24 protein-coding genes and 1 pseudogene are annotated in these 24,123 nt (G+C 63.3%); 13 read left to right on the forward strand and 12 right to left on the reverse strand.

The genetic code is table 11. The features are described from left to right. The first annotated feature begins 37 nt into the window (after positions 1-37). Both ACIU1A_RS21290 and ACIU1A_RS21295 read left to right on the forward strand, forming a co-directional pair. On the forward strand, positions 38-1,453 hold the full coding sequence (locus ACIU1A_RS21290) for an ATP-binding protein (RefSeq protein WP_140516876.1): 1,416 nt from the start codon (positions 38-40) through the stop codon (positions 1,451-1,453). 248 nt (positions 1,454-1,701) lie between these two features. Then, the gene (locus tag ACIU1A_RS21295) at positions 1,702-2,724 is read left to right on the forward strand and encodes a glycosyltransferase family 4 protein (protein WP_404925212.1); all 1,023 of its coding nucleotides are present in this window, start codon (positions 1,702-1,704) and stop codon (positions 2,722-2,724) included. Between the two features lie 13 nt (positions 2,725-2,737). On the opposite strand, the gene ACIU1A_RS21300 is transcribed toward ACIU1A_RS21295, so the two are convergent. From ACIU1A_RS21300 to ACIU1A_RS21310, 3 genes are all read right to left on the reverse strand, one after another. After that, positions 2,738-3,097 carry a tRNA-binding protein gene (locus ACIU1A_RS21300; RefSeq protein ID WP_140567062.1) on the reverse strand — a complete coding sequence of 120 codons (360 nt, stop codon included), beginning with the start codon at positions 3,095-3,097 and terminating at the stop codon, positions 2,738-2,740. Between the two features lie 16 nt (positions 3,098-3,113). Then, entirely contained in the window at positions 3,114-3,614 is a 501-nt protein-coding gene (locus ACIU1A_RS21305; RefSeq protein ID WP_127855850.1) for a YbjN domain-containing protein, read from the reverse strand. A 315-nt stretch (positions 3,615-3,929) separates the two neighbouring features. After that, positions 3,930-4,232: an accessory factor UbiK family protein gene (locus ACIU1A_RS21310; protein ID WP_140496011.1), complete on the reverse strand. Its 303-nt coding sequence runs from the start codon at positions 4,230-4,232 to the stop codon at positions 3,930-3,932. 214 nt (positions 4,233-4,446) lie between these two features. Between ACIU1A_RS21310 and ACIU1A_RS21315 the strand changes: the two genes are divergently transcribed. From ACIU1A_RS21315 to ACIU1A_RS21325, 3 genes are all read left to right on the forward strand, one after another. Then, complete coding sequence (locus tag ACIU1A_RS21315) at positions 4,447-4,686, forward strand: BrnA antitoxin family protein (protein ID WP_031250360.1); 240 nt, start codon at positions 4,447-4,449, stop codon at positions 4,684-4,686. 131 nt (positions 4,687-4,817) lie between these two features. Next, complete coding sequence (lgt, locus tag ACIU1A_RS21320; protein WP_140496012.1) at positions 4,818-5,678, forward strand: prolipoprotein diacylglyceryl transferase; 861 nt, start codon at positions 4,818-4,820, stop codon at positions 5,676-5,678. After that, complete coding sequence (locus ACIU1A_RS21325; RefSeq protein WP_404925213.1) at positions 5,675-6,772, forward strand: class I SAM-dependent methyltransferase; 1,098 nt, start codon at positions 5,675-5,677, stop codon at positions 6,770-6,772. Before lgt ends, ACIU1A_RS21325 begins: the two co-directional genes overlap by 4 nt. Positions 6,773-6,867: 95 nt before the next feature. On the opposite strand, the gene ACIU1A_RS21330 is transcribed toward ACIU1A_RS21325, so the two are convergent. After that, positions 6,868-7,023, reverse strand: coding sequence for a hypothetical protein (locus tag ACIU1A_RS21330; protein WP_404925214.1), 156 nt, complete (start codon positions 7,021-7,023; stop codon positions 6,868-6,870). Between the two features lie 106 nt (positions 7,024-7,129). On the opposite strand from ACIU1A_RS21330, the gene pgeF reads away from it, so the two are divergent. The 4 genes and pseudogenes from pgeF to ACIU1A_RS21350 all read left to right on the forward strand — a co-directional run bounded on the left by pgeF (position 7,130) and on the right by ACIU1A_RS21350 (position 10,924). Then, positions 7,130-7,924 carry a peptidoglycan editing factor PgeF gene (pgeF, locus tag ACIU1A_RS21335; protein WP_404925215.1) on the forward strand — a complete coding sequence of 265 codons (795 nt, stop codon included), beginning with the start codon at positions 7,130-7,132 and terminating at the stop codon, positions 7,922-7,924. Beyond that, a pseudogene (locus ACIU1A_RS21340) lies at positions 7,924-9,076 on the forward strand (M24 family metallopeptidase). The gene pgeF and the pseudogene ACIU1A_RS21340 overlap by 1 nt, the downstream one beginning before the upstream one ends. 43 nt (positions 9,077-9,119) lie before the next feature. Beyond that, positions 9,120-9,749: a hypothetical protein gene (locus tag ACIU1A_RS21345; RefSeq protein ID WP_140631828.1), complete on the forward strand. Its 630-nt coding sequence runs from the start codon at positions 9,120-9,122 to the stop codon at positions 9,747-9,749. Between the two features lie 239 nt (positions 9,750-9,988). Further along, entirely contained in the window at positions 9,989-10,924 is a 936-nt protein-coding gene (locus ACIU1A_RS21350; RefSeq protein WP_019860650.1) for a ribose-phosphate pyrophosphokinase, read from the forward strand. A gap of 116 nt (positions 10,925-11,040) precedes the next feature. Here ACIU1A_RS21350 and ACIU1A_RS21355 read toward each other — a convergent pair whose 3' ends face one another. Then, on the reverse strand, positions 11,041-11,910 hold the full coding sequence (locus ACIU1A_RS21355) for an AraC family transcriptional regulator (RefSeq protein ID WP_404925216.1): 870 nt from the start codon (positions 11,908-11,910) through the stop codon (positions 11,041-11,043). A gap of 152 nt (positions 11,911-12,062) precedes the next feature. On the opposite strand from ACIU1A_RS21355, the gene ACIU1A_RS21360 reads away from it, so the two are divergent. Further along, entirely contained in the window at positions 12,063-13,286 is a 1,224-nt protein-coding gene (locus tag ACIU1A_RS21360; RefSeq protein WP_140666080.1) for an MFS transporter, read from the forward strand. 40 nt (positions 13,287-13,326) lie between these two features. On the opposite strand, the gene ACIU1A_RS21365 is transcribed toward ACIU1A_RS21360, so the two are convergent. The 6 genes from ACIU1A_RS21365 to ACIU1A_RS21390 form a co-directional block, all read right to left on the reverse strand. After that, positions 13,327-14,085, reverse strand: a complete 759-nt coding sequence (locus tag ACIU1A_RS21365; RefSeq protein WP_404925217.1) for an ABC transporter ATP-binding protein — start codon at positions 14,083-14,085, stop codon at positions 13,327-13,329. A gap of 17 nt (positions 14,086-14,102) precedes the next feature. Next, positions 14,103-15,101, reverse strand: coding sequence for an ABC transporter substrate-binding protein (locus tag ACIU1A_RS21370; RefSeq protein WP_404925218.1), 999 nt, complete (start codon positions 15,099-15,101; stop codon positions 14,103-14,105). Positions 15,102-15,148: 47 nt separating this feature from the next. Next, complete coding sequence (locus ACIU1A_RS21375; protein WP_404927984.1) at positions 15,149-15,997, reverse strand: ABC transporter permease; 849 nt, start codon at positions 15,995-15,997, stop codon at positions 15,149-15,151. A 24-nt stretch (positions 15,998-16,021) separates the two neighbouring features. Beyond that, entirely contained in the window at positions 16,022-17,380 is a 1,359-nt protein-coding gene (locus ACIU1A_RS21380; protein ID WP_404925219.1) for an LLM class flavin-dependent oxidoreductase, read from the reverse strand. A gap of 34 nt (positions 17,381-17,414) precedes the next feature. Then, on the reverse strand, positions 17,415-17,972 hold the full coding sequence (gene msuE, locus ACIU1A_RS21385; RefSeq protein WP_140556085.1) for an FMN reductase: 558 nt from the start codon (positions 17,970-17,972) through the stop codon (positions 17,415-17,417). A 267-nt stretch (positions 17,973-18,239) separates the two neighbouring features. Beyond that, on the reverse strand, positions 18,240-19,097 hold the full coding sequence (locus tag ACIU1A_RS21390; RefSeq protein WP_404925220.1) for an alpha/beta fold hydrolase: 858 nt from the start codon (positions 19,095-19,097) through the stop codon (positions 18,240-18,242). 152 nt (positions 19,098-19,249) lie between these two features. On the opposite strand from ACIU1A_RS21390, the gene ACIU1A_RS21395 reads away from it, so the two are divergent. Continuing rightward, positions 19,250-19,678, forward strand: coding sequence for a MarR family winged helix-turn-helix transcriptional regulator (locus tag ACIU1A_RS21395; RefSeq protein WP_404925221.1), 429 nt, complete (start codon positions 19,250-19,252; stop codon positions 19,676-19,678). Between the two features lie 96 nt (positions 19,679-19,774). Here the strand turns inward: ACIU1A_RS21395 and ACIU1A_RS21400 are convergent, their stop codons facing one another. After that, positions 19,775-21,745, reverse strand: a complete 1,971-nt coding sequence (locus ACIU1A_RS21400) for a putative bifunctional diguanylate cyclase/phosphodiesterase (protein WP_404927985.1) — start codon at positions 21,743-21,745, stop codon at positions 19,775-19,777. A gap of 321 nt (positions 21,746-22,066) precedes the next feature. Here ACIU1A_RS21400 and ACIU1A_RS21405 point away from each other — a divergent pair, with 321 nt between their 5' ends. Both ACIU1A_RS21405 and ACIU1A_RS21410 read left to right on the forward strand, forming a co-directional pair. Next, positions 22,067-23,101 (forward strand): class I SAM-dependent methyltransferase, encoded by a 1,035-nt coding sequence (locus ACIU1A_RS21405; protein ID WP_140567070.1) that lies wholly within the window; start codon positions 22,067-22,069, stop codon positions 23,099-23,101. Positions 23,102-23,481: 380 nt separating this feature from the next. After that, complete coding sequence (locus ACIU1A_RS21410) at positions 23,482-24,120, forward strand: 50S ribosomal protein L25/general stress protein Ctc (RefSeq protein WP_404925222.1); 639 nt, start codon at positions 23,482-23,484, stop codon at positions 24,118-24,120. Positions 24,121-24,123: the final 3 nt, after the last annotated feature.

The following is a 24,123-nucleotide window of genomic DNA, read 5'->3' on the forward strand; positions in this document are numbered from 1 at the left end:
CGGCCTGCCTGACGGCCACGGAGCGAGCGAAAGGTGAATGGCGACCACGGAACTGGAACAGCCGGAATCTGACGGCTTGAGCATGCGCTCCACCCGGCTGCTCAAGAGGGTTCCGCGCGTCTGGAACCGGTTCTGGCGCCTCGTTTCGCTCTATATGCCCAAGCGCCTCTACGCGCGCTCGCTGATCATCGTCATCGCGCCGATGATCCTGCTGCAATCGGTGGTCGCTTTCGTCTTCATGGAGCGGCATTGGGCGACCGTGACGCAGCGCCTGTCGCAGGCGACCGTGCGCGACATCGCCGCCATCATCGACCTGATCGAGACCTATCCGCACGACGCCGACTACGCCAACATCATCCGCATCGCCCAGGACCGTATGCAGTTGAAGGTCGACCTCCTGCCGCCCGACCCGCTGCCGCCGCCTGGGCCAAAGCCGTTCTTCTCCATCCTCGACGACGTTCTCTCCGCTGAGATCACCCGCCAGATCAACCGGCCGTTCTGGATCGACACGGTCGGCAATTCCAACATCATCGAGGTGCGCGTCCAGCTCGAAGGCAAGGTGTTGCGCGTCTTCGTGCGCCGCAGCCAGGCCTATGCTTCGAACACGCACATCTTCCTGATCTGGATGGTCGGTACCTCGCTGGTGCTGCTGATGATCGCTATTCCCTTCCTGCGCAACCAGATCCGGCCGATCCTGACGCTGGCCGAAGCCGCCGAAAGCTTCGGCAAGGGCCGGCCGATGCCGCGTGATTTCCGCCCGCGCGGCGCGGAGGAGGTCCGCCGCGCCGGTTTTGCCTTCATCCAGATGCGCGAGCGCATCGAGCGCCAGATCGAACAGCGCACCGCCATGCTCACCGGCGTCAGCCATGACCTCAGAACCATCCTCACCCGCTTCAAGCTGCAGCTGGCGCTGGCGGGCGGCAAGGCCGAGACCAAGGCCGCGCTCAACCAGGACATCGACGACATGCAGTCGATGCTCGAAGGCTATCTTGCCTTCGCCCGCGGCGAGGCCTCGGAAGACACCGGGCGCTTCGATCTCGAAGCCTATTTCCAGAAGCTGAGCGAGGAAGCTCGGTTGCGCAAATGCAAATTGTCGACGACGCTTTCCGGCGATCCGACCGTGCATGTGCGGCCGAACGCCTTCGCCAGGCTGATGTCGAATGTCATCGGCAACGCCTTCCGCTACGCCAAGACGGTGGACGTGGCCGCCAATCATGGCCGCGGCTCGCTCGTCGTCACCATCGACGATGACGGTCCAGGCATTCCGGCCGAAAAGCGCGAAGAGGTGTTCAAACCCTTCATGCGGCTCGACGAGGCCCGCAATCTCGATGCCAGCGGCACTGGCCTCGGCCTGTCGATCGCCCGCGACATCGCCCGCAGCCATGGCGGCGACATCACGCTCGACGTCAGCCCGCTCGGCGGCTTGCGCGCCGTGATCAAGGTTCCGGCCTGACAGGGATTCAATCGCGGGAAGCGGAAACCGTTTCCGGACGAGGTCATGTTCGGCCGATTTCATTGGCGCGTCATGAAACCATGCTGAAGAGCGCGCATGAAGCGCGCGACCTCACTTGATTCGAGCCCGCCGTCTGACTTCGATCCCGTACCCGCCCGGGTGTGCTGGAGCGAAGCGAGGGCAGCAGGCTGGTCGCCGTCCGGGCATCGGGCCGAGGCAACCGCCGACCTTTCGAGCAAAGGCCCGTCATGCGCATATTGATGGTCACCGACGCCTGGCGCCCACAGGTCAATGGCGTCGTCCACACGCTGGAGCGGCTCACCGAAACACTGAAATCGTTCGATGTCGCGGTGGATTTCCAGACGCCCAACATCTTTCGCACTTTGCCCTTGCCGACCTATCCCGATATCCGCCTGGCGTTGACCACGCCAGGTCATGTCGCGCGCCTGATCGAGGCCTACAAGGCAGACCACATCCACATCGTCACCGAAGGTCCGCTCGGCATCATGGCGCGGCGCTACTGCCGCAATGCCGGCCGGCCGTTTACCACCAGCTACCACACACGCTTTCCTGAATATCTCAGCGCCCGGCTGCCGGTGCCGGAAAGCTGGGCCTATCGCTGGCTGCGCGATTTCCACAATTCCGGCCAAGGCACGCTGGTCGCGACGCAGTCGCTGGCGGATGATCTTGCAGCGCGCGGCTTCAACAAGCTGAGGCCATGGACGCGCGGCGTCGACACCGATCATTTCCGGCCCGACAAGAGGAAGGATCTCGGCTTCCCCGGCCCGTTGTTCCTCTGTGTCGGCCGCGTCGCCATCGAGAAGAACCTCTCCGCCTTCCTCGATCTCGACCTGCCCGGCAGCAAGGTGATTGTCGGCGAGGGCCCGGAACTGGCGAAGCTCAAGGCGCGCTACCCCGCCGCGCATTTTCTTGGCCACCGCCCCAACGATGAACTGGCCGAAATCTACGCCTCGGCCGACGTTTTCGTCTTTCCGAGCCGCACCGACACTTTCGGCAACGTCATCATCGAAGCGCTGGCCAGCGGCACGCCGGTCGCCGCCTTTCCGGTCACGGGACCGATCGACATCGTCGGCGACGGCTTCGGCGGCGCGGTCTCCAACGACCTGCGCGCGGCATCGCTCGCCGCCCTCGATGTCGACCGCGCCCAGGCGCGAGAACGCGCTATGCGCTACAGCTGGAAAGCCTGCGCGGAAATGTTTCTCGATACGGTCCAGGAGGCGCTGGGCACGACGCGGAAACTGGCGGCCTGACGCTACCTCTCGGCTAAAACAGCCGCCCGCCGTCCGGCACCTTGCGCTCGATGGCGCCGAGCACCACGGCGCCCTCTTCGTCGGGAAAGCCGAGCGTCAGCACTTCCGACATGAACGGCCCGATCTGGCGCGGCGGAAAATTGACCACCGCGAACACCTGCCGGCCGATCAGCGTCTCGGGCGTATAATATTTGGTGATCTGTGCCGACGATTTCTTCACCCCGATCTCGGGGCCGAAATCGATCTTGAGCTTGAACGCCGGCTTGCGTGCCTGCGGAAACGGTTCGGCCTCGAGGATCGTGCCGGCGCGGATGTCGACACGATCGAAATCGGCGAAACTGATCTCGGGCTTGCGCTCGCTGCTTGAACTCATGTCGAAAACATCTTGGTCAGGCGTTGCCGAAAGTCTCGAACAGCACCCCCGCCAGCGCGTCCTTGGCCGATGTGCCGGACCAGACGACGAACTGGAACGCCTGGAAGTAGCATTCGCAGGCCTCCAGCGCCGACGACAGCAGCACCTCGACCTGCTGGCTCGATGGCTCGACCCCGCCCGCCAGAAGCAGCGACTGGCGGAACATGATCGCGCCTTCCTGCTCCCACAGGTCGAAATGGCCGAACAGCATCTGTTCGTTGATCAGCGACAACAGCCGCATCACTTCCAGCGCGCGCGCCTCCGGCACCTTGATGTCGAAGGCGCAGGCCAGATGCAGCGCCTCGAAATCCTCCATCCACGAGAAGGAGACGTGATAGTCGGTCCAGCTTCCGGCGACCGAGATCGAGATTTCATCGTCGCCGGCCCGTTCGAAGGACCAGTCATTGTTGTGGGCCACCTGCTCAATGACATCCACCGGATGGATTTCGCGGGAGAATTCGAGTTCGAGAAGTTCCATGGAATGCTTCCTGTGTTCAGGGGAGCGCCACACGCTCCGCGGGGCACACACGACGAACAATCTGATCTAGAACTCGGACGGCCAGGACTTCTCGACGCAAAGACCCCAGACCGGACCCCACCGCCCGGCGCATGACCCTGCTCCGAATCATGCAACAAATTCAGTCTATTGATCGGGGTCGCGTGAACAGCCCAATTTTTCGCGCTGCGTCATTCGCATGTGGAAAGGCGCTGTCACACAGAGTCACGCAATGCCGGTAAGCGATTCACGGCAAAGCGCTTTTCAGGCTGGTGCTTTGTGGAAAAGTTTAACGAATTATTTTTTCGGCCTGGGCTTTGCGGAAGCCGCAGGTGTGGCCTGCCCGGTCAGTTCGGCAAGCCTGGCCTCGAGCGCCTCGATGCGGTCGGCAAGGCGAGCATTCTCTTCCCTGGCCTTGGCGGCCATCTCGCGCGCGGCCTCGAACTCCTCGCGCTGCACCACGTCCATCGAATTCAGGATGCGTTCGGCCTGTCCCTTGAAGGCGGTCTCCACCTCGCGCCGCACGCCCTGCGCGGCGCCCGCGGCATCGGTCATCAGCTTGGCGAATTCGTCGAGAATGCGGTTCGGTCCGGTCGACATGGCAAATCCTCGGTTGCTGAAATTGAGTTAGTAGTGCCGCGCGCCGAATGCAAGAACGTTGAGGGTTGCCGTTCCATCTGCGTTGCTGTGGCGCATGGCGGTGCCATTCCTGTAAGAAGCTCCCGAACGGCGCCAGAGCTGTACTTGAGGGCGCAAGCTCGCCTATTGTGTTCTCGTCTCGTATTGCCTCAAGCACACTTCAGTCAGGTCACCAATGGCAACCCCTCCGCGCCGACCGACCAATCCGATGGCAGCCGCCGAAGCTGCCTTCAAACCGGTGAAGAAGCCGGCACCGCCAATTCGCGAAGCTTCGGCCGCGCCGAACGTCCGCGAGCTTGTTTCGATCCGGATCGACCGGGCCGTGCTCGATCATTTCCAGGAAGATGGCCCCGGCTGGCAGGACAGGATCAACGACGCGTTGCGGCAGTTGGTGGCCGCCAAGCCAAGGGATTGAGCTCACCGCCCGCACGGCGCGATGGGCCTGCAAGCGGTGATCCGATCCGATCTTTGAGGCCGACCACCTTGCCTTGACCCCGCCAAAACCCTGCCGCATGGTCCGCGCCAAACGCAACCGAGAGCTCCCCGTTGAACGAATATTTCCTGCTGCCGCTGGCCTCGTTGCCCTTTCCCAACATCGACCCGGTGCTGATTCAGATCGGGCCGCTGGCGGTGCACTGGTACGGCGTCGGCTACATCGTCGGCATCCTGTTCGCCTGGTGGTACGCCAAGCGGCTCGCCGCCAATCCGAAACTCTGGCCCGACGGCATCCTGCCGATGAAGCCGGAGGACCTCGATGATTTCATCATCTGGGCGGCCATCGGCGTCGTGCTGGGCGGACGCACCGGCTACGTGCTGTTCTATGACCTGCCGCGCTATATCGCGCACCCGCTCGACATCTTCGCCGTCTGGCAGGGCGGCATGTCGTTCCATGGCGGCCTGCTCGGCGTCATCCTCGCCATGACGCTGTTTTCGATCAAGCGCGGCATCCGCACCTGGTCGCTGTTCGACGTCGTGGCCGCCGGCGTGCCGGTCGGTCTTGGCCTCGTGCGCGTCGCCAACTTCATCAACTCCGAGCTCTGGGGCCGGCCAACCGACGTGCCGTGGGCGATCGAGTTTCCCAATGGCGGGCCGTTTACCCGCCATCCGAGCCAGCTTTACGAGGCCCTGCTTGAAGGCCTGGTGCTCTTTCTCGTGCTGCGCTTCCTCACCCATTCGCGCCTCAAGCTGAAAACGCCGCGCTTCGTCGGCGGCGCCTTCATCTGCGGCTATGGCCTGTCGCGCATAGCAGTCGAATTCTTCCGCGAGCCCGACCAGCAGCTCGGCTATCTCCTTGGCACCAACTGGCTGACCATGGGCATGATCCTGTCCTCGCCGATGGTGCTGGCCGGCATTTGGGCGATGACGACAGCCAAGCCGGTGCCGCAGTCACGGCCGCAGGCGACATGACGCGGCTGAAGGCACGCATCGTCGATCTGATCAAGGCGACAGGGCCGATCCCCGTCAACGAATACATGGCATTGTGCCTGTTCGATCCCGAGGCGGGCTACTACACCACGCGCGAACCGTTCGGCGCCGCCGGCGATTTTATCACCGCGCCGGAGATCAGCCAGATGTTCGGCGAGCTCGTCGCCGTCTGGCTCTACCAGGCCTGGCTGGCGGTCGGCCGGCCGACGCCGGTCACCATCGGCGAGATCGGCCCCGGCCGCGGCACGCTGATGAAGGACATGCTGCGCACCCTGTCGCGGCTCGAACCGGCACTGGCCAACGACGCTGCCTTCGCCATGATCGAGACCAGCCCGCGCCTGACCGAGGTGCAGAAACAGACGCTCGGCGCCACACCGTTCTCGATTCGCTGGCACGAGACCATCGACACGCTGCCGCCACAGCCGCTTTTCATCGTCGGCAACGAATTGTTCGACGCCATCCCCATCCGCCAGTTCGTCCGCACCGGCACCGGCTGGCGCGAGCGCGTGGTCGGCCTCGACGGCGCTGACAATCTTTGCTTCTTCGCCGGCGCCGGCTCGCTCGACCCGACGCTGCTGCCCGCCGATGCCGGCGAGGCGCCGCAAGGCGCGATCGTCGAAGTGGCGCCGGCGCGCAGCGCCCTGATGGCGACCATCGCCGAGCGCATAGCGGCTCATGGCGGCTCCGGCCTGTTTGTCGACTATGGCCATCTGCGGCCGGGTGTCGGCGACACGTTGCAGGCCTTGCGTCGTCATGATCACGAAGATGTGCTGGCCAATCCCGGCGAAGCCGATCTCACCTCCCATGTCGATTTCGCCGCCCTTGCCGGGGTGGTGCGCGCGCATGGTCTCGACGCCCATCTGTCGGCGCAGGGCGATTTCCTGCTCGGCCTGGGCATTCTGGAGCGCGCCGGCCGGCTTGGCGCCGATGCCAGCCAGCCGGCACGCGACAAGATCGCTGGCGATGTCGAACGCCTCGCCGGGCCGCAGGCCATGGGCGACCTGTTCAAGGTGCTTGCGATAGTGCCGCGCGGCGTTGCCGTTCGCCCCTTTGCCCAGGCTCCGAGCTCGGATTGACAAGGCGTGACGACGGCCAGTCCGGTTGTGTCGGTAGCTTTTCATGGCCGGCAACTTCTCATGATAGGAATTTTTTCTTGACAGGGTGAAGGCAACTATGGTAGATATTTGGTTATGGTGGTGAGTTGCGCCAGGGACCCGCCGCACAGGCGGGTTTTTCCGTTCAATGCTCCCTCACCGCGCAGCGGCGAAGGAACCGTTACCCCGGATTCGTTGCGTTGCCCCTTCGCCACGCCGGATTGACTTTTCATCGTCACCCCTCCCAATCTCCCGTCCGGTAAAAGAGCGGTTGAACGCCGGCCGTCTCGCTTCGGACTTTTTCTTGACGAAACCGCCCACACGGACAACAACGCCCACATGCTGAATCAGACCAAACTGGATCCCGTGCGGTCGCCGCTGCTGGACCTGGCGCAGGCACAAGGCATCCGCCACGGTTATTTCACCCGCGTAGGCGGGGTCTCGACCGGCATCTATCAGGGCCTCAACATCGGCACCGGCTCGGATGACGACCAGGCGCTGGTCGCCGAGAACCGCCGCCGTGTCGCCGCCTGGATGGGCGTGCCGGCGGACCATCTCGTGACCGCCTGGCAAATCCATTCGCCTGATGTCGTCATCGCCAGGGAACCCTTTACCGGTGAACGCCCCAAGGCCGACGCCATCGTCACCGACCGGCCGGGCATCGCAATCGGCGCCTCGACCGCCGATTGCGGCCCTGTGCTGTTCGCGGATGCCGGGGCGCGCATCATCGGCGCGGCGCATGCCGGCTGGAAGGGCGCCTTCACGGGGGTGCTCGAGAACACCATTGCCGCCATGGAAAGTCTCGGCGCTCGCCGTGAAAACATCGTCGCCGTGCTCGGCCCCTCGATCGGCCCCGAAAATTACGAGGTCGGACCTGAATTCGTCGCCCGCTTCGTCGAGGCCGATGGCGAAAATGACAGGTATTTCGCGCCTTCGGCAAATCCCGGTCATTCGATGTTCGACCTCAACCGCTACACGGTGGACCGGCTCGACAGGGCGGGTGTGGCCGCGCAAGGTCTCGGCCGCTGCACCTATGCCGAGGAAGATCTGTTTTACTCCTACCGGCGCACGACGCACCGCAAGGAACCCGATTACGGCCGGCAGGTGTCGGCAATCGTTTTGGAGAGTGAATGATGGCGCTGCATTTTGAACGATCCGAATTCGACGCGCGCCGCGACCGGCTGGTGATCGAGATGGCCGAGAAGAAGCTCGACGCCATCCTGCTCTTCGCGCAGGAAAGCATGTATTGGCTGACCGGCTACGACACGTTCGGTTTCTGCTTCTTCCAGTGCCTGGTGGTGAAAGCCGACGGGTCCATGGTGTTGCTGACCCGCTCGGCCGACCTGCGTCAGGCGCGCCACACGTCAATCATCGACAACATCGTGCTGTGGACCGATCGCGATGGCGCCAATCCGGCCGTCGACCTGCGCAATCTGCTGAACGAGCTCGACCTGCTCGGCGCCCGCATCGGGGTCGAATACGACACTCATGGGCTGACCGCCTATAATGGCCGCCGCCTCGACGAGCAGCTTGCAGACCTTCGGCCAGATCGCCGATGCATCCGGCATCGTCGGTCGGCTGCGCCTGTTCAAGAGCCCGGCCGAGATCGCCAAGGCCGAGAAGGCGGCGAACCTGGCCGACGACGCGCTGGATGCGGCCTTGCCGCTGATCAAGCAGGGCGGTGACGAGGCGCTGATCCTTGCCGCCATGCAAGGCGCGATCTTTGCCGGTGGCGGCGACTATCCGGCCAACGAATTCATCATCGGCTCCGGCGTCGACGCGCTGCTGTGCCGCTACAAGGCCGGTCGCCGCAAGCTCACCAAGAACGACCAGTTGACGCTCGAATGGGCGGGAGTCTTTCATCACTATCATGCGCCGATGATGCGCACGGTGCTGACCGGCAAGGCCTCGAAGCGTCACCAGGACTTGTTCGACGCGGCCCGTGCCGCGCTGCTGGCAGTCGAGAAGGCGATGACGCCGGGCAACAGTTTCGGCGACGTGTTCGACGCGCATGCCCGTGTCATGGAGGCACGTGGACTGACCAAGCATCGGCTGAATGCCTGCGGCTACTCGGTCGGCGCCCGCTTCACCCCGTCCTGGATGGACATGCCGATGTTCTACCAGGGCAATCCCGAGCCGATCGCGCCGAACATGACGTTGTTCGCCCACATGATCATCATGGATTCCGAAACCGAGACGGCGATGACGCTTGGCCGCACCTATCTCACGACCGAATCACAGCCGAAGCCGCTTTCCCGCCATGATCTCGACTTGATCGTACAGTGAATCCACGATGGGAGGCGTTCTTCGCCAAGGAGTTAGAAGGCAAATGAGACGATCGCAGCTGACGACCGTGTCATTGCTCGTGGTCCTGGCGCTCGCCGCCTGCACCAACGCAAAAGACGTCCTCGAACCCTCCGCCATCACCCCGCCCACGGCCGCGGCGCCGGCCACGCCGGCAACCCAGGGCAGCGCCGCCACCCCGGCGCCCGCTGGCCCTGCCACGACCACCGCGGGCGCTCCAGCAACGACCACGACGTCAGCCACGCCCGCACAGACCGCCGCAATCCTTGCCAGGACGCGCCTGCAGATCGCGCCGATCGTCGGCGCTTCGGTGGAAGCGGCGACGCCGCTGACGGCGGAGTTGCAGACGCGCGCTAGGCAGCGCGGCATCACGCTGGCCGGCAGCGCCGACCAGACCGCGACCCATGTGCTCAAAGGCTATTTCTCGGTGATCTCCGAAGGCAAGGACACCACCGTCATCTATGTGTGGGACGTCTACGATCCCTCGGGCAACCGCCTGCATCGCATCAACGGCCAGCAGAAGGCGGCTTCGGCCAATTCCGGCGCCAGCGGGGGCGGCGACAGTTGGAAAGCGGTGGCGCCAGCCACCATGCAGGCGATCGCCGACCAGACCATCGACCAGTTCGCGGCATGGCTCGGCGGCAAGGCGGGCTAGACCATCGGACCCGAATGGAAACGGTCGCGGGGAAATCCGATGCTCGAACAAGGGGAAGGAGCAGCGGCGCCGGGTCCGCTGCCCGGTGTTGCCCATACGCGATGGCGCGAACATTTCCCAGGATTAGCCGGCGGATTTCCAATCACGGTGCTTGCAATAGCCGCGCGGGCCGCTAAAAGCCCGGTTAAAGGGCGTAGGCGAGTCTGTTGGGGCTCTCCATCCTCCACCAGGAACGGTGCATGAAACTCTTCGCGGGCAATTCCAACAGGGTGCTGGCCGAGGCGGTCGCCCGCTATCTCAACATCCCGCTGGGCAAAGCCAGTGTCAGGCGCTTCGCCGACCAGGAAATCTTCGTCGAGATCCAGGAAAACGTGCGCGGCGAGGATGTCTTCATCCTGCAGTCGACTTCCTTTCCGACCAACGATCACCTGATGGAACTGCTTATCATGATCGACGCCTTCATGCGCTCGTCGGCCAAGCGCATCACGGCGGTGATCCCCTATTTCGGCTATGCCAGGCAGGACCGCCGCGCCTCCGGCCGCACGCCGATTTCGGCCAAGCTGGTCGCCAACATGATCACCCGCGCCGGGGTCGACCGCGTGCTCACGCTCGACCTCCACGCCGGCCAGATCCAGGGCTTCTTCGATATTCCGACCGACAATCTGTTCTCGGTGCCGGTCATGGCCCGCGATGTGAAAGCGAAATACAAGCAGCTCGGCAACGTCGTCGTGGTGTCGCCCGACATTGGCGGCGTGGTGCGTGCACGCGCGCTGGCCAAGCGCTTCGACGCACAGCTCGCCATCGTCGACAAACGCCGCGAGCGTCCCGGCGAATCGGAGGTCATGAACATCATCGGCGCGGTCGCCGGCAAGGACTGCCTGCTGATCGACGACATCGTCGATTCCGGCGGCACGCTGTGCAACGCCGCCGATGCGCTGCTGGCCAACGGCGCCACCAGCGTCACCGCCTATATCACTCATGGTGTGCTGTCGGGCGGCGCGGTCGCCCGCATCAGCGGCTCCAAGCTGCAGGAACTGGTGATCACCGACTCCATCCAGCCGACCCAGGGCGTGCTCGACGCCCCCAATATCCGCGTCATCTCGATCGCCGACCTGATGGGCGAAGCCATCTCGCGCACGGCAACCGAGGAATCGGTGTCGAGCCTGTTCGACTAATTGTCGATCCCGGCGGGCGCGTAGCGCAGCAAAACAGATTACAACGTGCAATCAGTGCTCCTGCAATGGACCTTAGACCGAGGGTTGCCGCATCAGCTTGATGCCATCGGCATGCCTCAAGCGGCGATCGGACCGCCTATGCGCCGCGGGTTTTCGCCGGCATCTCGCGCGCCGCGCATATAGCCGCGCGGCGAGGCACCCAGCATGCGCTTGAACATGGTGATGAAGGCCGGCACGCTGTCATAGCCGAGATCGAGCGCCACCCGGGTGATCGGCTCGCCATCGGCGAGCCTTGGCAGCGCCGCGAACAGGCATGCTTGCTGGCGCCATGTCGATAGCGACAGTCCGGTCTGGCGATGAAAGGCGCGCGTGAAGGAGCGTCGGCTCATGCCGGCGGCATCCGCCCACTCGTCGATCGTCGCGCGCGGCGACGGTGCCGCCACAAAACGCCGGCACAGCGCCGCCAGCCTGGGATCGGACGGAAACGGCAGGCCAAGCGGCCGCTCCGGCAAAGTCGGGATTTCGTGCAGCAGGAGATTCATGATCAGCCCGCCGCGCCCTTCCAGCACGCCGCCTTGCGGCAGTTTTTCCGATTCCACGATCAGGCTGTGCATCAGGTCGGTGACGCCGACGACGCGCAGGCCTTCCGGCAGTCCGGGGATCGCTCCCGGCATGACATAGACCGAGCGCATCGAGACATCGCCCAGCATCTCGACGGAATGCTCGGTGCCCGCGGGAATCCACATGGCGTGATCGGGCGGCACCATCCAGCGCCCGTGCCGCGTCGTCACCAGCACGACACCGACCAGCGCATGCAGGAACTGGCTGCGGCTGTGGCGGTGCCGCGGCACATGGTAGCCGTCGGGATATTCGGTCGGCAACGCCACCGCCGGCCCGGCCACTTGCTCCAGCCATAGCCAGCGACGCTCGTGCAACTGCTCGAGGTCGGCACGACCAGCGTGAAAAATTTCCCTGCCGTGCGGCATAAGCTATGGCCCACTTGCGAAACTATTGGACCAAACCACGAAAGAAGTCGTCCCGCAAGCAGCCTATAAGCCATCCGTTCCCAAGGCGGCCGCAGGAGCGTCCGCCAGCTTGCCCGCGGGTATAACCCGCCAAAAAGACTACGGAGCCTACCTTGACCGATACGACAGCCGTCGCCCCTCCCGCGACCGCCAGCCATGCTTCAGCCCAGGCGACGGCCTTCACCGTCATCCTGGCGGTGAGTTTTTGCCATTGCATCAACGACATCATGCAGTCGCTGCTATCGGCCATCTATCCCCTGTTGAAGGAGAATTACGGCCTCGATTTCTGGCAGATCGGCCTTCTCACCTTCACCTTCCAGGTGACCGCGTCGCTGCTGCAGCCGGTGATCGGCATGATCACCGACAAGCGGCCAATGCCCTATTCCCTGCCCTACGGCATGGCCTCCTCGCTGATCGGCCTGATCGTGCTTGCCTATGCCGGCCACTACACGCTGCTCCTGATCGGCGCTTCGCTGATCGGTATCGGCTCGGCGATCTTCCATCCGGAATCCTCGCGCATCGCCCGCTTCGCCTCAGGCGGCCGCTTCGGCCTGGCGCAGTCGCTGTTCCAGGTCGGTGGCAATTTCGGCCAGTCCATGGGACCGCTGCTGGCGGCATTTATCGTCGTGCCTTTCGGCCAGACCAGCATTTCATGGTTCGCCGTCGGCTCGCTTATCGGCATCGTCGTGTTGTGGCAGGTCGGCGGGTGGTACAGCCGCTTGCGCGCCACACAGGCGAACCGCAAGACGTCCAGTTTCGTCTCGCCCTTCCCGCGCCGCAAGGTGATGGGGGCCCTGGCCGTGCTGACGCTGCTGGTGCTGACCAAGAACGCCTACATCGCCAGCCTATCCAGCTACTACACCTTCTACGCCATCCATAAGTTCGGCGTTTCGGTGCAGATGTCGCAGGTCATGCTGTTCCTCTTCCTCGGCGCCTCGGCGCTAGGCATTCTGCTCGGCGGCCCGTTCGGCGACCGCTACGGACAGAAGGCGATGATCTGGTTCTCCATCGTCGGCGTGCTGCCCTTCACGCTGGCGCTGCCCTACGCCAACATGGAATGGACGATGGTGCTGACGGTGCTGATCGGCCTGATCCTGTCGTCGGCCTTCTCCAACATCGTCGTCTTCGCGCAGGAACTGGTGCCGGGCCGCGTCGGCATGATCGCCGGCATCTTCTTCGGCTTCGCCTTCGGCGTCGGCGGCATAGCGGCGGCCGTGCTCGGCATCGTGGCCGACATGAAGGGCATCGACTTCGTCTTCCAGATCTGCTCGTACCTGCCGTTCCTGGGCCTGCTGACGGTGTTCCTGCCCAATATGAAGGAAGCGCGGAAGGCCTAACCTGGGAAAGCGCCTCGACACGTGCGAGCGCATCGAGGCGTCAGTGCAGGCCGAATTCGCGCAGCAACTCCTCACGGTGGCGCACGAAGCGGCTTTCGCTGCGGTCACGGGGACGCGGCAGGTCGACGGTGATCAGCCGCGCCGCGCCGCCTTTCTCCTTGGGCAGGATCAGCACTCTGTCGGCGAGATAGATCGCCTCCTCCAGGTCGTGGGTGACCATGACCATGGTGACGTTTTCCTCGCTCCAGATGCGCGCCAGTTCCTCCTGCATGGAGATCTTGGTCATGGCGTCAAGGGCGCCGAGCGGCTCGTCGAGCAGCAGGATTTCGGGCTGCACCGTCAGCGCCCGGGCGATGCCGACGCGTTGCGCCATGCCGCCCGAAAGCTGCCGCGGGTAGGCATCGCTGAACTCGGCAAGACCGACCAATGCTATGTAGAAGCGCGCCCTCTGCTCGGCCTGCGCCTTGGGCACGCCGCGAACTTCGAGGCCGAAGGCGACGTTGCCAAGCACGCTCAGCCAGGGCAGCAAGCGCGGTTCCTGGAAGATCACCGCCCGCTCCGCGCCGACCCCTTTTATTTGCTTGCCATCGATCGCAACGGCGCCTTCGTCGGCGATCTCTAACCCGGCAAGGATGCGCAGCAATGTCGTCTTGCCCGATCCGCTGGCGCCGACAATGACCAGGCACTCGCCGGAGCGGATGTCGAGATTGAGCGAACGCAGCACGGCGAGCGAGCGCCCGCCGAGCGCAAAGGACTTCGATAGGTCGCGGATCGTGACCTCGCCGCGTGCTGTGGCCATGCTGGGTGCCTCCTTGCTCAATTGGTCTTGCTTTCGCCTGGCCGGTAGAGGATGTCGGCAGCCTTGAGCTTGCCTTTCGGCAGGCGGCCGTCGCGCTCGAGCACAGCCACCCAGAAGTCGATGTCGCGGTCGGTCGCCACCGCCTTTTCGCGCAGACCGAAACCCGTCCAGTAGCGCGCCAGTTCGCCGTTCTCGCCGCGTTTGTCGAGGATTTCGGCCAGCACCTTGCGGGCCTCGTCGGGATTCTGCCGCGACCAGTCGGCCGCACGCGCGGACTGTTCGACGAAGTTCTTGGCGGCGTCGCGATTGGCGGCGATGAAATCCCGCCGCAGCACGATGAAGCCGCCCGCGATCTCGCCCAGCACGTCGGCGTCGTTGAACACGCCGCGCACACCGCCATTGGCCACCAGGGCACCGGCGAAAGTCGCCTGCCAGTAGCCGAGCCCGGCGACATCGACCTGATGCGAGCGCAACGTCTGCTCGAGTTGCGGCCCGGGCACCACGACGAGCTTGGCGGCGTCCGGCGGCAGGCCGACGCTGTGCAGCGCTTCACGCACCGCGTAGTCGAGATGGGCGCCGAGCGTGTTGACCGAGATCGTCTTGCCGGCGACGTCCGCGATCGACCTGATCGGGCTGTCCTCCAGCACATAGAAAACACTTTTGACCTGGCTGTTGATGCCGTTGCTCGGATAGGCGGCGACGAAGTCGTTGCCGCCGGCGATCGAGTTGATCACGGCCGGCGTGGCGGCCGAACCCAGGTCGACGCTGCCGGAGGCGAGCGCAAACAGCGATTCCGGGCCGCCGCCGGCATAGCCGACATTCTCGAGCTCGATGCCGAGGCCCTTGAAGTAGCCGAGTTGGTCGGCAAGCTCATGCGGCGAGATGCTGCCGCGGCTTGCGAGATAGCGTATCTTGACGGAAGCGGCCTGCGAGCGCGCGATCGATGGTAGCCCGACGGCGATGATGCCGGCGGCAAGAGGGGCGCGCAGAAGCAGCGAGCGGCGTGTGATGGTCATGATCCGGCCTTTCACTTTTCAAAAATGACGATGATGGGGGCGGCTGTTCAGCCGGCGGAACTGCTCCAGCGGCAAAGCCGCCGCTGCAGGCTGACCAGCACCTGGTTCGCGATCAGGCCGAGCGCGGCCAGGATGACGATCGACGCGAACATCAGCGGGATCTGGAAATTGTACTGCGCGTTCATCACCTGGAAGCCGATGCCTTTGTTGGCGCCGATCATTTCCGAGGCAATCAGCAGCAGCAGCGCGGTGGTCGCGCCGAGCCTCAACCCGACGAAGATCGAAGGCACGGCGCCCGGCAGCACGACGCGCCGGAATATGGTCAGCCGCCGGGCGCCGTAGACGCGCGCCATTTCGAGCAGCTTCGGATCGACCTCCTTGACGCCGCTGATCGTGTTGAGCAGCAGCGGAAACAGCGTTGCCCAGAAGATGACGAACACTTTGGAGGCTTCGCCTAGCCCCAGAAGCAGGATGAAGACGGGATAGAGCGCCAGGGCCGAGGTCTGCCGGAACAGTTGCAGGATCGGATCGAGCGCCGTCTCGACGCTGCGGGTCTGACCCATGACGAGGCCGAGCGGGATGGCGACCGTAGCCGCCGCGGCGAAGGCGAGACCGGCGCGCTGCAGGCTGATGGCGATGTCGCCGAGCAGGCTGCCCCCGGCGAGGCCCTTCCAGAGCGCTACGACGATCATGTCGATCGGCGGCAACACCGCGGCATTGACCCAGCCGCCACTCGCCGCCGCCTGCCAGAGCGCCAGGAACCCCAAAAACACGCCATAACGCGACAGCAGACGCGTGAGGGTTCGGCCAGCCAGGCTCAGAATATCGGCGCCGAGCCCGTTGCCGTTTTCATGCGCGCCGATGCCGGTCGGCCGTTCAATGTGCTGCAAAGTCATCGTCATGCCTTTCGCTTCAACGCATCATTCGGCGGCGAGCACGGTCGAACGGGCAACCGTCCAGGGGTTCTGCGGCCGCTTGAGGCCAAGATTCTCGCGCAGCGTCCTGCCCTCGTAAGCAGTACGAAACAGGCCGCGCCGCTGTAATTCGGGGACCACCAGGTCGACGAAATCGTCCAGCGCGCCGGGCAGCCATGGCGGCAGGATGTTGAACCCGTCGGCGGCTTCGTTGCTGAACCATTCCTCCAGTTGGTCCGCGACCTGGGTGGCGCTGCCGATCACGGTGTAGTGGCCTCGTGCGGTCGCGACCCATTGATAGAGCTGGCGGATGGAGAAGTTATGCTCGTCGGCGATCTGGCGGATCAGCGCCTGGCGGCTCTTCATGCCTTCGGTTTCGCGGCTCGGCGGCAGCGGTCCGTCGAGCGGATAGCCCCTGAGATCGAGCGTTTGTCCGGCAAGTCCGTTGAGCAGCGCGACGCCGTCCTCGGGCAGGATCAGGTCGTTCAATTGCTGATACTTCGCTCGCGCCTCTCCTTCGGTGCGGCCGACAAAGGGAGCCACGCCCGGCATGATCAGCACCTGTTCGGGATCGCGGCCGGCTAGCACCACGCGGGCCTTGATGTCGCGATAGAATTCCTGCGCGGAGGCAAGGTTCTGATGCGCGGTGAAAATGACCTCGGCCGAGACTGCGGCGAGCTTGCGCCCATCCTCGGACTGGCCCGCCTGCACGACCACGGGGTGGCCTTGCACCGGACGGGGCACGTTGAGCGGCCCTTTGACACTGAAATGCTCACCCTTGTGGTCGATGTCGTGAAGCTTGTCCTTGTCGTAGAAGCGGCCCGTTTTCTTGTCGCGGATAAAGGCGTCGTCCTCCCAGCTGTCCCACAGCGCCTTGACCGTCTCGACATGCTCATGCGCTCGTGCGTAGCGCTCGGCATGGTTGGGCTGGATGTCGCGGTTGAAGTTGCGCGCCGTGTCGTCGCCCGCCGAGGTGACGACGTTCCAGCCGGCCCGGCCATTCGACAAAAGGTCGAGCGAGGCGAATTTACGGGCAAGCGTGTAGGGCTCCTCATAGGTGGTCGAGGCCGTGGCGATGAATCCGAGATGCGTCGTCAGCGGCGCTAGCGCCGCAAACAACGTCACCGGTTCGAAACCCGCGATCTTGGCGTTGCCGCCTTCGCGGGCGCCAAGCCCGACCGTCAGGTTGTCGGCGAGGAAATAGGCATCGAACAGGCCCCGTTCGGCGGTCAGCGCGAGCTGCTTGTGAAACTCGAAATTGGTCGCGCCGTCGGCCGGAGCGTCGGGATGGCGCCAGGCGGCGACATGCTGGCCGCCACCGGGTAGAAAGGCGCCGAGCTTGATCTGTCTTGATTTGATGGTCATGGCTGGGTCCCTCTGTTCGAAAACCATTTGGAGTTCAGGCGGCGAGGCCGACGCTGCGTGCCGTCCCGACGACGCGGGAAACCTCGGCAACCGCCTGCCGGGCGCGGGCATGGATGGCCTCCGACACCAGGACGCCGTCGGCGAAATCCTTGTCCGATGCGTAGATTGCGGTCGGCACGGTCAGCGCCTCGAAAAAACCGAACAGCGGCCGCAGCTGATGTTCGACGATCAGCGAGTGGCGTTCGCCGCCGCCCGTCGCGGCAAGGATGACCGGTTTCCCGCGCAACGACGACGGATCGAGCAGATCGAACAAATGCTTGAAGAGCCCGGTATAGCTGCCTTTGAAGGTCGGCGACCCCGCGACCAGCACATCGGCGCCGACCAGTTGTTCGATGATGGCGCGGGCCGCAGGATCGAGATCGCCGAGGCGCCGTGCCGCCGGCAGCGACGGACCGAGATTTTCAATATCGTATATAGCCGAGGTCGCCCCGATGCGGTTCGCCGTCTCGCCGGCGATATGGCTGATAAAGGCCTTGGTCTTCGATGGGCGGGTCAGGTTGCCGGATATTCCCACCACCAGCTTATTCGTCATCGGGCTCTCCTCGCGGTCCTTATTCATTAAGACTACCGATTTTGTAGAATTAAATGAGCGAGAAGATTTCAAAACTGGCGGAATAGAGAGATTGAGTTTGCGCCGCAGCGCCCTTCAGTGGTTCGGCAGATGCGCGGTTCTGGGTGTCGCTCTCGGACATCGACCATCCCGGTTGGCTTTCCTCGGGGCCGCTTGGATCGTCCGAGCGGCATCGACAAAGGCACCCGGCTTGCAGGCGGGTGCCTTTTTTCACTCGTTCGGAATGGCTTATGCCTTGAAGAAGGCCAGCAGGTCGGCGTTGATGACGTCGGCATGGGTCGTGGCCATGCCGTGCGGGAAGCCCTTGTAGACCTTGAGCTCGCCCTTCTTGAGCAGCTTGATAGTCAAAAGCGCCGAGTCGGCGATCGGCACGATCTGGTCGTCGTCACCATGCATGACCAGCACCGGCACGTCGATTGTCTTCAGGTCTTCGGTGAAGTCGGTTTCCGAGAAGGCCTTGATGCAATCATGGTGCGCCTTGGTGCCGCCCATCATGCCCTGGCGCCACCAATTGTCGATGATGCCCTGTGAGATTTGCGCGCCCGGACGGTTGAACCCATAGAACGGGCCGGCGGGAACGTCGCGAAAGAACTGGGCGCGGTTGGCTGCCTGGGCGGTGCGGAAGCCGTCGAAGACCTCGAGCGGCAACCCGCCGGGATTGGCCGGAGTCTTGAGCATGATCGGCGGCACCGCGCCGATCAGCACCGCCTTGGCGACGCGGCCGCCGGCTCCGTACTGAGCGACATAGCGCGCCACCTCGCCGCCACCGGTCGAATGGCCGACATGGATCGCGTTCTTGAGGTCGAGATGCGCCGCGAGCGCCGCGACGTCGGCGGCATAGGTGTCCATCTCGTTGCCGGTATCCGTCTGGCTTGAACGGCCGTGACCGCGCCGGTCGTGGGCGATGACGCGGTAGCCCTGTGCCAGGAAGAACAGCATCTGGGCGTCCCAGTCGTCGCTGCTCAATGGCCAACCGTGATGGAAGGCGATGGGCTGACCGGTTCCCCAGTCCTTGTAGTAGATCTGCGTTCCGTCCCTGGTGGTGATCGTGCCGCTGCCGGAGGCGGACTTGGTCTGCGAAGCCATCTCAATCTCCTTTGATTTCTGTCGCGATAAACACTATCGCGATATCGATATGGCTAGCGCAGCTTTGAGCCGTTGTCCATAAAAATATATATCGCGATATCATTTTTCGTGGTACGTAATCCAAAAGCACCTAATCGGCGAAGGAACCTCCCGTGCCTCTTCCGTTGGACAACCAGCTCTGCTTTACGCTCTACGCCACCAGCATGGCGATCAATCGCACCTACAAGCCCATACTGGACGAGATGGGCATCACCTATCCGCAATATCTCGTGCTCAACGCGCTGGGCGAGGCCGACGGCATGTCGGTCGGCACGATCGCGCACCGGCTCGCTTTGGAATCGAGCACGGTCACGCCGCTGGTGAAGCGGATGGAACAGGCCGGGCTGGTGACCCGCCAGCGCAGCCAGGCCGACGAGCGACAGGTCCAGGTCGAGCTGACCGCCGCCGGCCGCAAGCTGCTCGTCCAGTGCAACTGCCTGAATGAGACCCTGACAGAACGCTCGGGCATGACGCTGGCCGAACTCGAGGCTCTGAACCGGAAGATCCAGGCGCTGCGCGACGCGTTGACGGGTGATCGTTAGTCAGGCCGGCAGCCGCTCCGACGGATGGACGTCCGAGACGCCAGGATCAAATCAACGGCCCGCCGTGCGGGTCGGCGGGACCTGAGCCAAGCTTGATCAGGCGGATTTCAGCACAGTGAATGGGCGTTTGACGGTCCGCTTTGCCTGGAAACTCCCGGCCGGAGCGGGACGGCCGACATGAAAGCCCTGGACCTTGTCAATGCCGAATTCACGCATGAGAGCCATCTGCTCGTCCGTTTCCACCCCTTCGACCAGGATTTTGTGGCCACGGTTTCGGACCAGCGCGACGATGTCCTGGAGCATTGCCTTGCCGTTCGGGGTGGCGCAGTCGTGAAGGAAGGAGCGGTCGATCTTCACCGTATCGAAATCGATCAGGCGAAGCCATGAGAGGCCAGCGAAGCCGGTGCCGAAATCATCAAGCCAGATCTTGATCCCCAGCAGCTTCAGGTCGCTGATGCAGCGAAGAATGTCCGAATGCATCTCCATCTCCAGCCCCTCGGTGATCTCGAAGGCCAGCCTGTTGCCGGTTACGCCGGTCTCGCCCAGGATGGTTGCGACCGACGCCGCGAAGCCGGGCGTCTTGAGCTGGATCGGAGAGACGTTGACGCTGACCACGCGCACATGATCGTGCGCCAGGAGCTCGGCGCACACAGTCCTGATGGCCCAGCGCCCGAGTTCCAGGATGGCGCCGGTTCGCTCCGCTACGGGGATGAACAGGCTCGGCGGAACCGATGTGCCGTCCAGCATTTTGAGGCGCATCAGGGCCTCCACCGCTTCAACCCGGTCCGTCGCGACATCCTGGATCGGTTGATAAACGAGTGAAACGAGATCCTGGCCGATCGCGATCTTCAGCAAAGCCGCAATGTTCTCGCTCTCGTCGCTGCTCTGGGGATCGGTTGGGTCGAACAGCCGGGCACAGTTTCGACCGCCCGCCTTTGCCAGATAGAGTGCGCGATCGGCCTCGTGGATGATCTTCTCCAGCTTGGCACCGGTCTGCGTCCTGGTGAATGCAGCGCCAACGCTTACCGTCACAACCGAAATACCGTCGCGCCGCAGTTCGTGGGTAAGCGCCAGGTTCTCGACGGTGCGGCAAATGGCTTCCGCGATATCTATGATCTGATCCTTGTTCTCCATGCGGGCCAGGACGATGAATTCTTCACCGCCGTAGCGGCCGATCGAGCCATTGTATTCCCTGATCATATCCCGGAGGGCATTGGCGACATGGATAAGGCAACGGTCGCCTTCCTGGTGGCCGTAGCAGTCATTGAACTTCTTGAAGAAGTCCACGTCGATGAGCATCGCCACGAAACTGGTGCCGACCCTTTGCCACTCCCCCCAGTAGTCCCTGAGCTTCTCGTCGATCGCCCGTCGATTCTCCAGACCCGTAAGCGGATCGGTCCGCGACAGCCGCAGCAGGGCCTTGCCGCGTTCGGTGGCTTCCTTGTGCTGGATTTTGGCTTCCAGCGCGTTCAGGAAGACGTTGTAGCGCTCCTCGTTCAGCTTCCAGTTCACATAGGACGTGAATGTGAAGCACGAAACGTAGAAGGCGCCAAATACCATCTTGTATGTTACCGTGGCGGGCACAAAATAATTCACGGCATACAAGACACACATGATGATGGTTGATGTCACGATCGATAGATTGAAACTGAACGTGAAGAACAGATTTGCACTCATCATGAAGATGGTGCCGAATACCATATAGTAGGCGACGCTTTCCTTGTCCGCGCTCATAAAGGCCGGGAACAACCAGCCGATATAGCCGAAAATGATGGCCCCGGCGCAAGTCACGTCGAGCCATTCCGTGGCCACTCCCCGGCGAAGTTGCGCCTCCAGGATCGACAGCGCGGTCACGCCGACGGCGAAGCGCGCCATGATCGTATAGGCCGCCACGTCCGGGATCAGCAGCAGATCCGTTGCCGAAAACAGGAGATAGATGGCCACGGCGATCCAAAGCCCAGGCCGGGCTTCCAGTCTTCGCTTCGCCTGGGCTTCCCTCCGGTAAAGGACGCGAAGCTCGTCGGGCCCCGGCTCGTAGCGGGCTTCGTACGGCTCTACATGCGCCATGTCGGCCAGTCTGGATGACACGCGTTCGCTCTCGACAAATCCTGGTTGAAGGGGATTTTGCGTTCCAAGTTCTTTTTTGGCTTCTGCCCCCACGCGGGCCAACTCCTTGGACGCGACGGCGACTGCGCACCTCGCACGACAATGCAACGGCGCGAAACAAATTTCGGTTAATTCAGGCCGTGAATCCAATGCGGTGGGTTTTAACGCGTGAACATGGTTGGCAGGAAATTAAGCATACCGTTAAAATGCGTTCGGGACGACATTGGCAAATCGAGCATTGTACGCAATAAGTTAACTGACTGTTAACTATGGAGTGCTCGAGTGCAAAGTGTCTTTGATGGCAAAAGCCTGATTACTGCCGAGATGATTGCCGGCAGTTTTCCTCGAAGAAAGCCCGAGCATCACGGCGAGGCGTTCGAAACCGCCCGCGCGGAACTCGCGCTCATTCTCCACGCGACACACCAGCAGGTCGAGGAAGAGAAAGACCCTGCCGAGATCGTTCGTCGCCTGCTGTCCTATCTCAACGCCCTGCGGGCCAAGGTTCACCCCGACGTTTGGCAGTCGTTGATACCGGTGGCGCAGAACCATCCGATCCTTGACTACTTTCTCCAGGACCCGCTCACCCGGTGGTCATTCACCAAGCCCAGGGGCTATTCCGGCGACGCGCAGTTGCTTGACTACATCTATTGTGATCCGCACGTGGCCGAAAGCGTGGCCGGCGCCTCGGACACAGGGAAGGCGCTCTACAGCCATACCAAGGACGTACCGTCCTGCGTGGCGGCGCGGGAACGGCGCGATCTCTTGACCCGGTATGTCGACGAGACGGCGGACAAGAGCGGACCGCAAGCCGAGGTCCTGGCGATCGCCGCCGGTCATTTGCGCGAGGCCAATCGTTCGACCGCCTTGGCTGAGGGCCGCCTCAAGCGTTGGGTTGCGCTCGATCAGGATCCCCAGAGCGTTGGATTGATCGCGCGAGACTTCCAGGGCACCGCGGTCGAGGCCGTCGACGGCTCGGTGCGGACCGTGCTCACCAGGGGCCACAAGCTGGGCAAGTTCGACCTCATCTACGCCTCCGGCCTTTACGACTACCTCCAGCACAACGTCGCCGTGAAACTCACGAAGACTTGCCTGCAGATGCTGAAGCCGAACGGCAGGTTCCTTTTTGCCAACTACGCCGAGGGCAATCCCGACGCCGGCTATAGGGAAACGTTCATGGACTGGGTGTTGCTGCTGCGCTCCGAGGCCGACATGTGGAACATCATCAATGCCAGCGTCGACCGCAACACCGTCGAGGCGCAGGTGTTCTTTGGCGAAAACCGCAACGTGCTGTATGGCGTCATCGAAAAGCGCGGATAGGGCAATTCCAGGAAAAATGTGCAGCGGTTTTCCCGGAGAAAGTGCGTAGCGCCTTCCCGGGCAATTGCCTAAGACAAAGAACTGGAGCGGGTCGGCGATCCTATCGACGCTGAACCGCTCCAGTGACAACCTTGGACCGGCGCCGGCGTGAAGCCTCGAGCGCTTTCGGCCGGGGCGAGGCGTCCCGTCCCGGACCATTGCCTTTGGATGACTGCCTTTGGCTTGCACCTCCGGCCGCCTTCCGCTATAGAGCCGCCACCCGCGTAGACACCCTTGGAGGCAACGCGGCGGAAGGCCGCCTCACCCGGCGGCTTTCGACGTTTACGGTCCAGGCCCATTGCCAACCGCAAACGCTCCAGAACAACGCGAAAGGAAGTGCCATGAGCCACGATACTTACGAGCTCAAGGCCGAAGCGCGCGAACAGGTCGGTAAGGGGTCCGCCCGTGCAGTTCGCCGCAACGGTAAAGTGCCTGCAGTAATTTACGGTGACAAGCAGCCTCCCCTGGCCATCGCTCTCACCTACAAGGACATCTACTACAAGATCCACGGCGGCGGGTTCCTGACCACGATCGCCACGATCGATGTCGACGGCAAGAAGATCCAGGTCCTGCCGAAGGACTTCCAGCTCGACCCGGTCAAGGATTTCCCTGTCCATGTCGACTTCCTGCGCATCGGCAAGGACACCGAGGTCAATGTCGACGTGCCTGTCCACTTCATCAACGAGGACAAGTCGCCCGGCATCAAGCGTGGCGGCGTGCTCAACATCGTGCGTCACGAGGTCGAGTTCCACTGCCCGGCCAATGCGATCCCGGAATTCATTACCGTCGATCTCACCGGCGCCGACATTGGCGATTCGATCCATATCTCGTCGGTCAAGCTGCCGGCCGGCGTCAAGCCCGTCATCTCCGACCGCGACTTCACCATCGCGACCGTCGCCGGTTCGTCGGCGATGAAGCCGGAGACGGAAGAGGCGGTCGAGGCTGCACCTGAGGCGGCTCCCGCCGCCGAAGAGAAGTAACTT

This window comes from Mesorhizobium maamorense (assembly GCF_044998965.1).
Classification (GTDB): Bacteria; Pseudomonadota; Alphaproteobacteria; order Rhizobiales; family Rhizobiaceae; genus Mesorhizobium.

Excerpts from the sequence above, each read along its gene's own strand:
- ACIU1A_RS21290 (WP_140516876.1), top strand. The coding sequence starts at position 38 with ATGGCGACCACGGAACTGGAACAGCCGGAATCTGACGGCTTGAGCATG.
- ACIU1A_RS21295 (WP_404925212.1), top strand. The coding sequence starts at position 1,702 with ATGCGCATATTGATGGTCACCGACGCCTGGCGCCCACAGGTCAATGGC.
- ACIU1A_RS21300 (WP_140567062.1), bottom strand. The coding sequence starts at position 3,097 with ATGAGTTCAAGCAGCGAGCGCAAGCCCGAGATCAGTTTCGCCGATTTC.
- ACIU1A_RS21305 (WP_127855850.1), bottom strand. The coding sequence starts at position 3,614 with ATGGAACTTCTCGAACTCGAATTCTCCCGCGAAATCCATCCGGTGGAT.
- ACIU1A_RS21310 (WP_140496011.1), bottom strand. The coding sequence starts at position 4,232 with ATGTCGACCGGACCGAACCGCATTCTCGACGAATTCGCCAAGCTGATG.
- ACIU1A_RS21315 (WP_031250360.1), top strand. The coding sequence starts at position 4,447 with ATGGCAACCCCTCCGCGCCGACCGACCAATCCGATGGCAGCCGCCGAA.
- ACIU1A_RS21325 (WP_404925213.1), top strand. The coding sequence starts at position 5,675 with ATGACGCGGCTGAAGGCACGCATCGTCGATCTGATCAAGGCGACAGGG.
- ACIU1A_RS21330 (WP_404925214.1), bottom strand. The coding sequence starts at position 7,023 with ATGAAAAGTCAATCCGGCGTGGCGAAGGGGCAACGCAACGAATCCGGG.
- pgeF (WP_404925215.1), top strand. The coding sequence starts at position 7,130 with ATGCTGAATCAGACCAAACTGGATCCCGTGCGGTCGCCGCTGCTGGAC.
- ACIU1A_RS21345 (WP_140631828.1), top strand. The coding sequence starts at position 9,120 with ATGAGACGATCGCAGCTGACGACCGTGTCATTGCTCGTGGTCCTGGCG.
- ACIU1A_RS21350 (WP_019860650.1), top strand. The coding sequence starts at position 9,989 with ATGAAACTCTTCGCGGGCAATTCCAACAGGGTGCTGGCCGAGGCGGTC.
- ACIU1A_RS21355 (WP_404925216.1), bottom strand. The coding sequence starts at position 11,910 with ATGCCGCACGGCAGGGAAATTTTTCACGCTGGTCGTGCCGACCTCGAG.
- ACIU1A_RS21365 (WP_404925217.1), bottom strand. The coding sequence starts at position 14,085 with ATGGCCACAGCACGCGGCGAGGTCACGATCCGCGACCTATCGAAGTCC.
- ACIU1A_RS21370 (WP_404925218.1), bottom strand. The coding sequence starts at position 15,101 with ATGACCATCACACGCCGCTCGCTGCTTCTGCGCGCCCCTCTTGCCGCC.
- ACIU1A_RS21375 (WP_404927984.1), bottom strand. The coding sequence starts at position 15,997 with ATGACTTTGCAGCACATTGAACGGCCGACCGGCATCGGCGCGCATGAA.
- ACIU1A_RS21380 (WP_404925219.1), bottom strand. The coding sequence starts at position 17,380 with ATGACCATCAAATCAAGACAGATCAAGCTCGGCGCCTTTCTACCCGGT.
- msuE (WP_140556085.1), bottom strand. The coding sequence starts at position 17,972 with ATGACGAATAAGCTGGTGGTGGGAATATCCGGCAACCTGACCCGCCCA.
- ACIU1A_RS21390 (WP_404925220.1), bottom strand. The coding sequence starts at position 19,097 with ATGGCTTCGCAGACCAAGTCCGCCTCCGGCAGCGGCACGATCACCACC.
- ACIU1A_RS21400 (WP_404927985.1), bottom strand. The coding sequence starts at position 21,745 with ATGGCGCATGTAGAGCCGTACGAAGCCCGCTACGAGCCGGGGCCCGAC.
- ACIU1A_RS21410 (WP_404925222.1), top strand. The coding sequence starts at position 23,482 with ATGAGCCACGATACTTACGAGCTCAAGGCCGAAGCGCGCGAACAGGTC.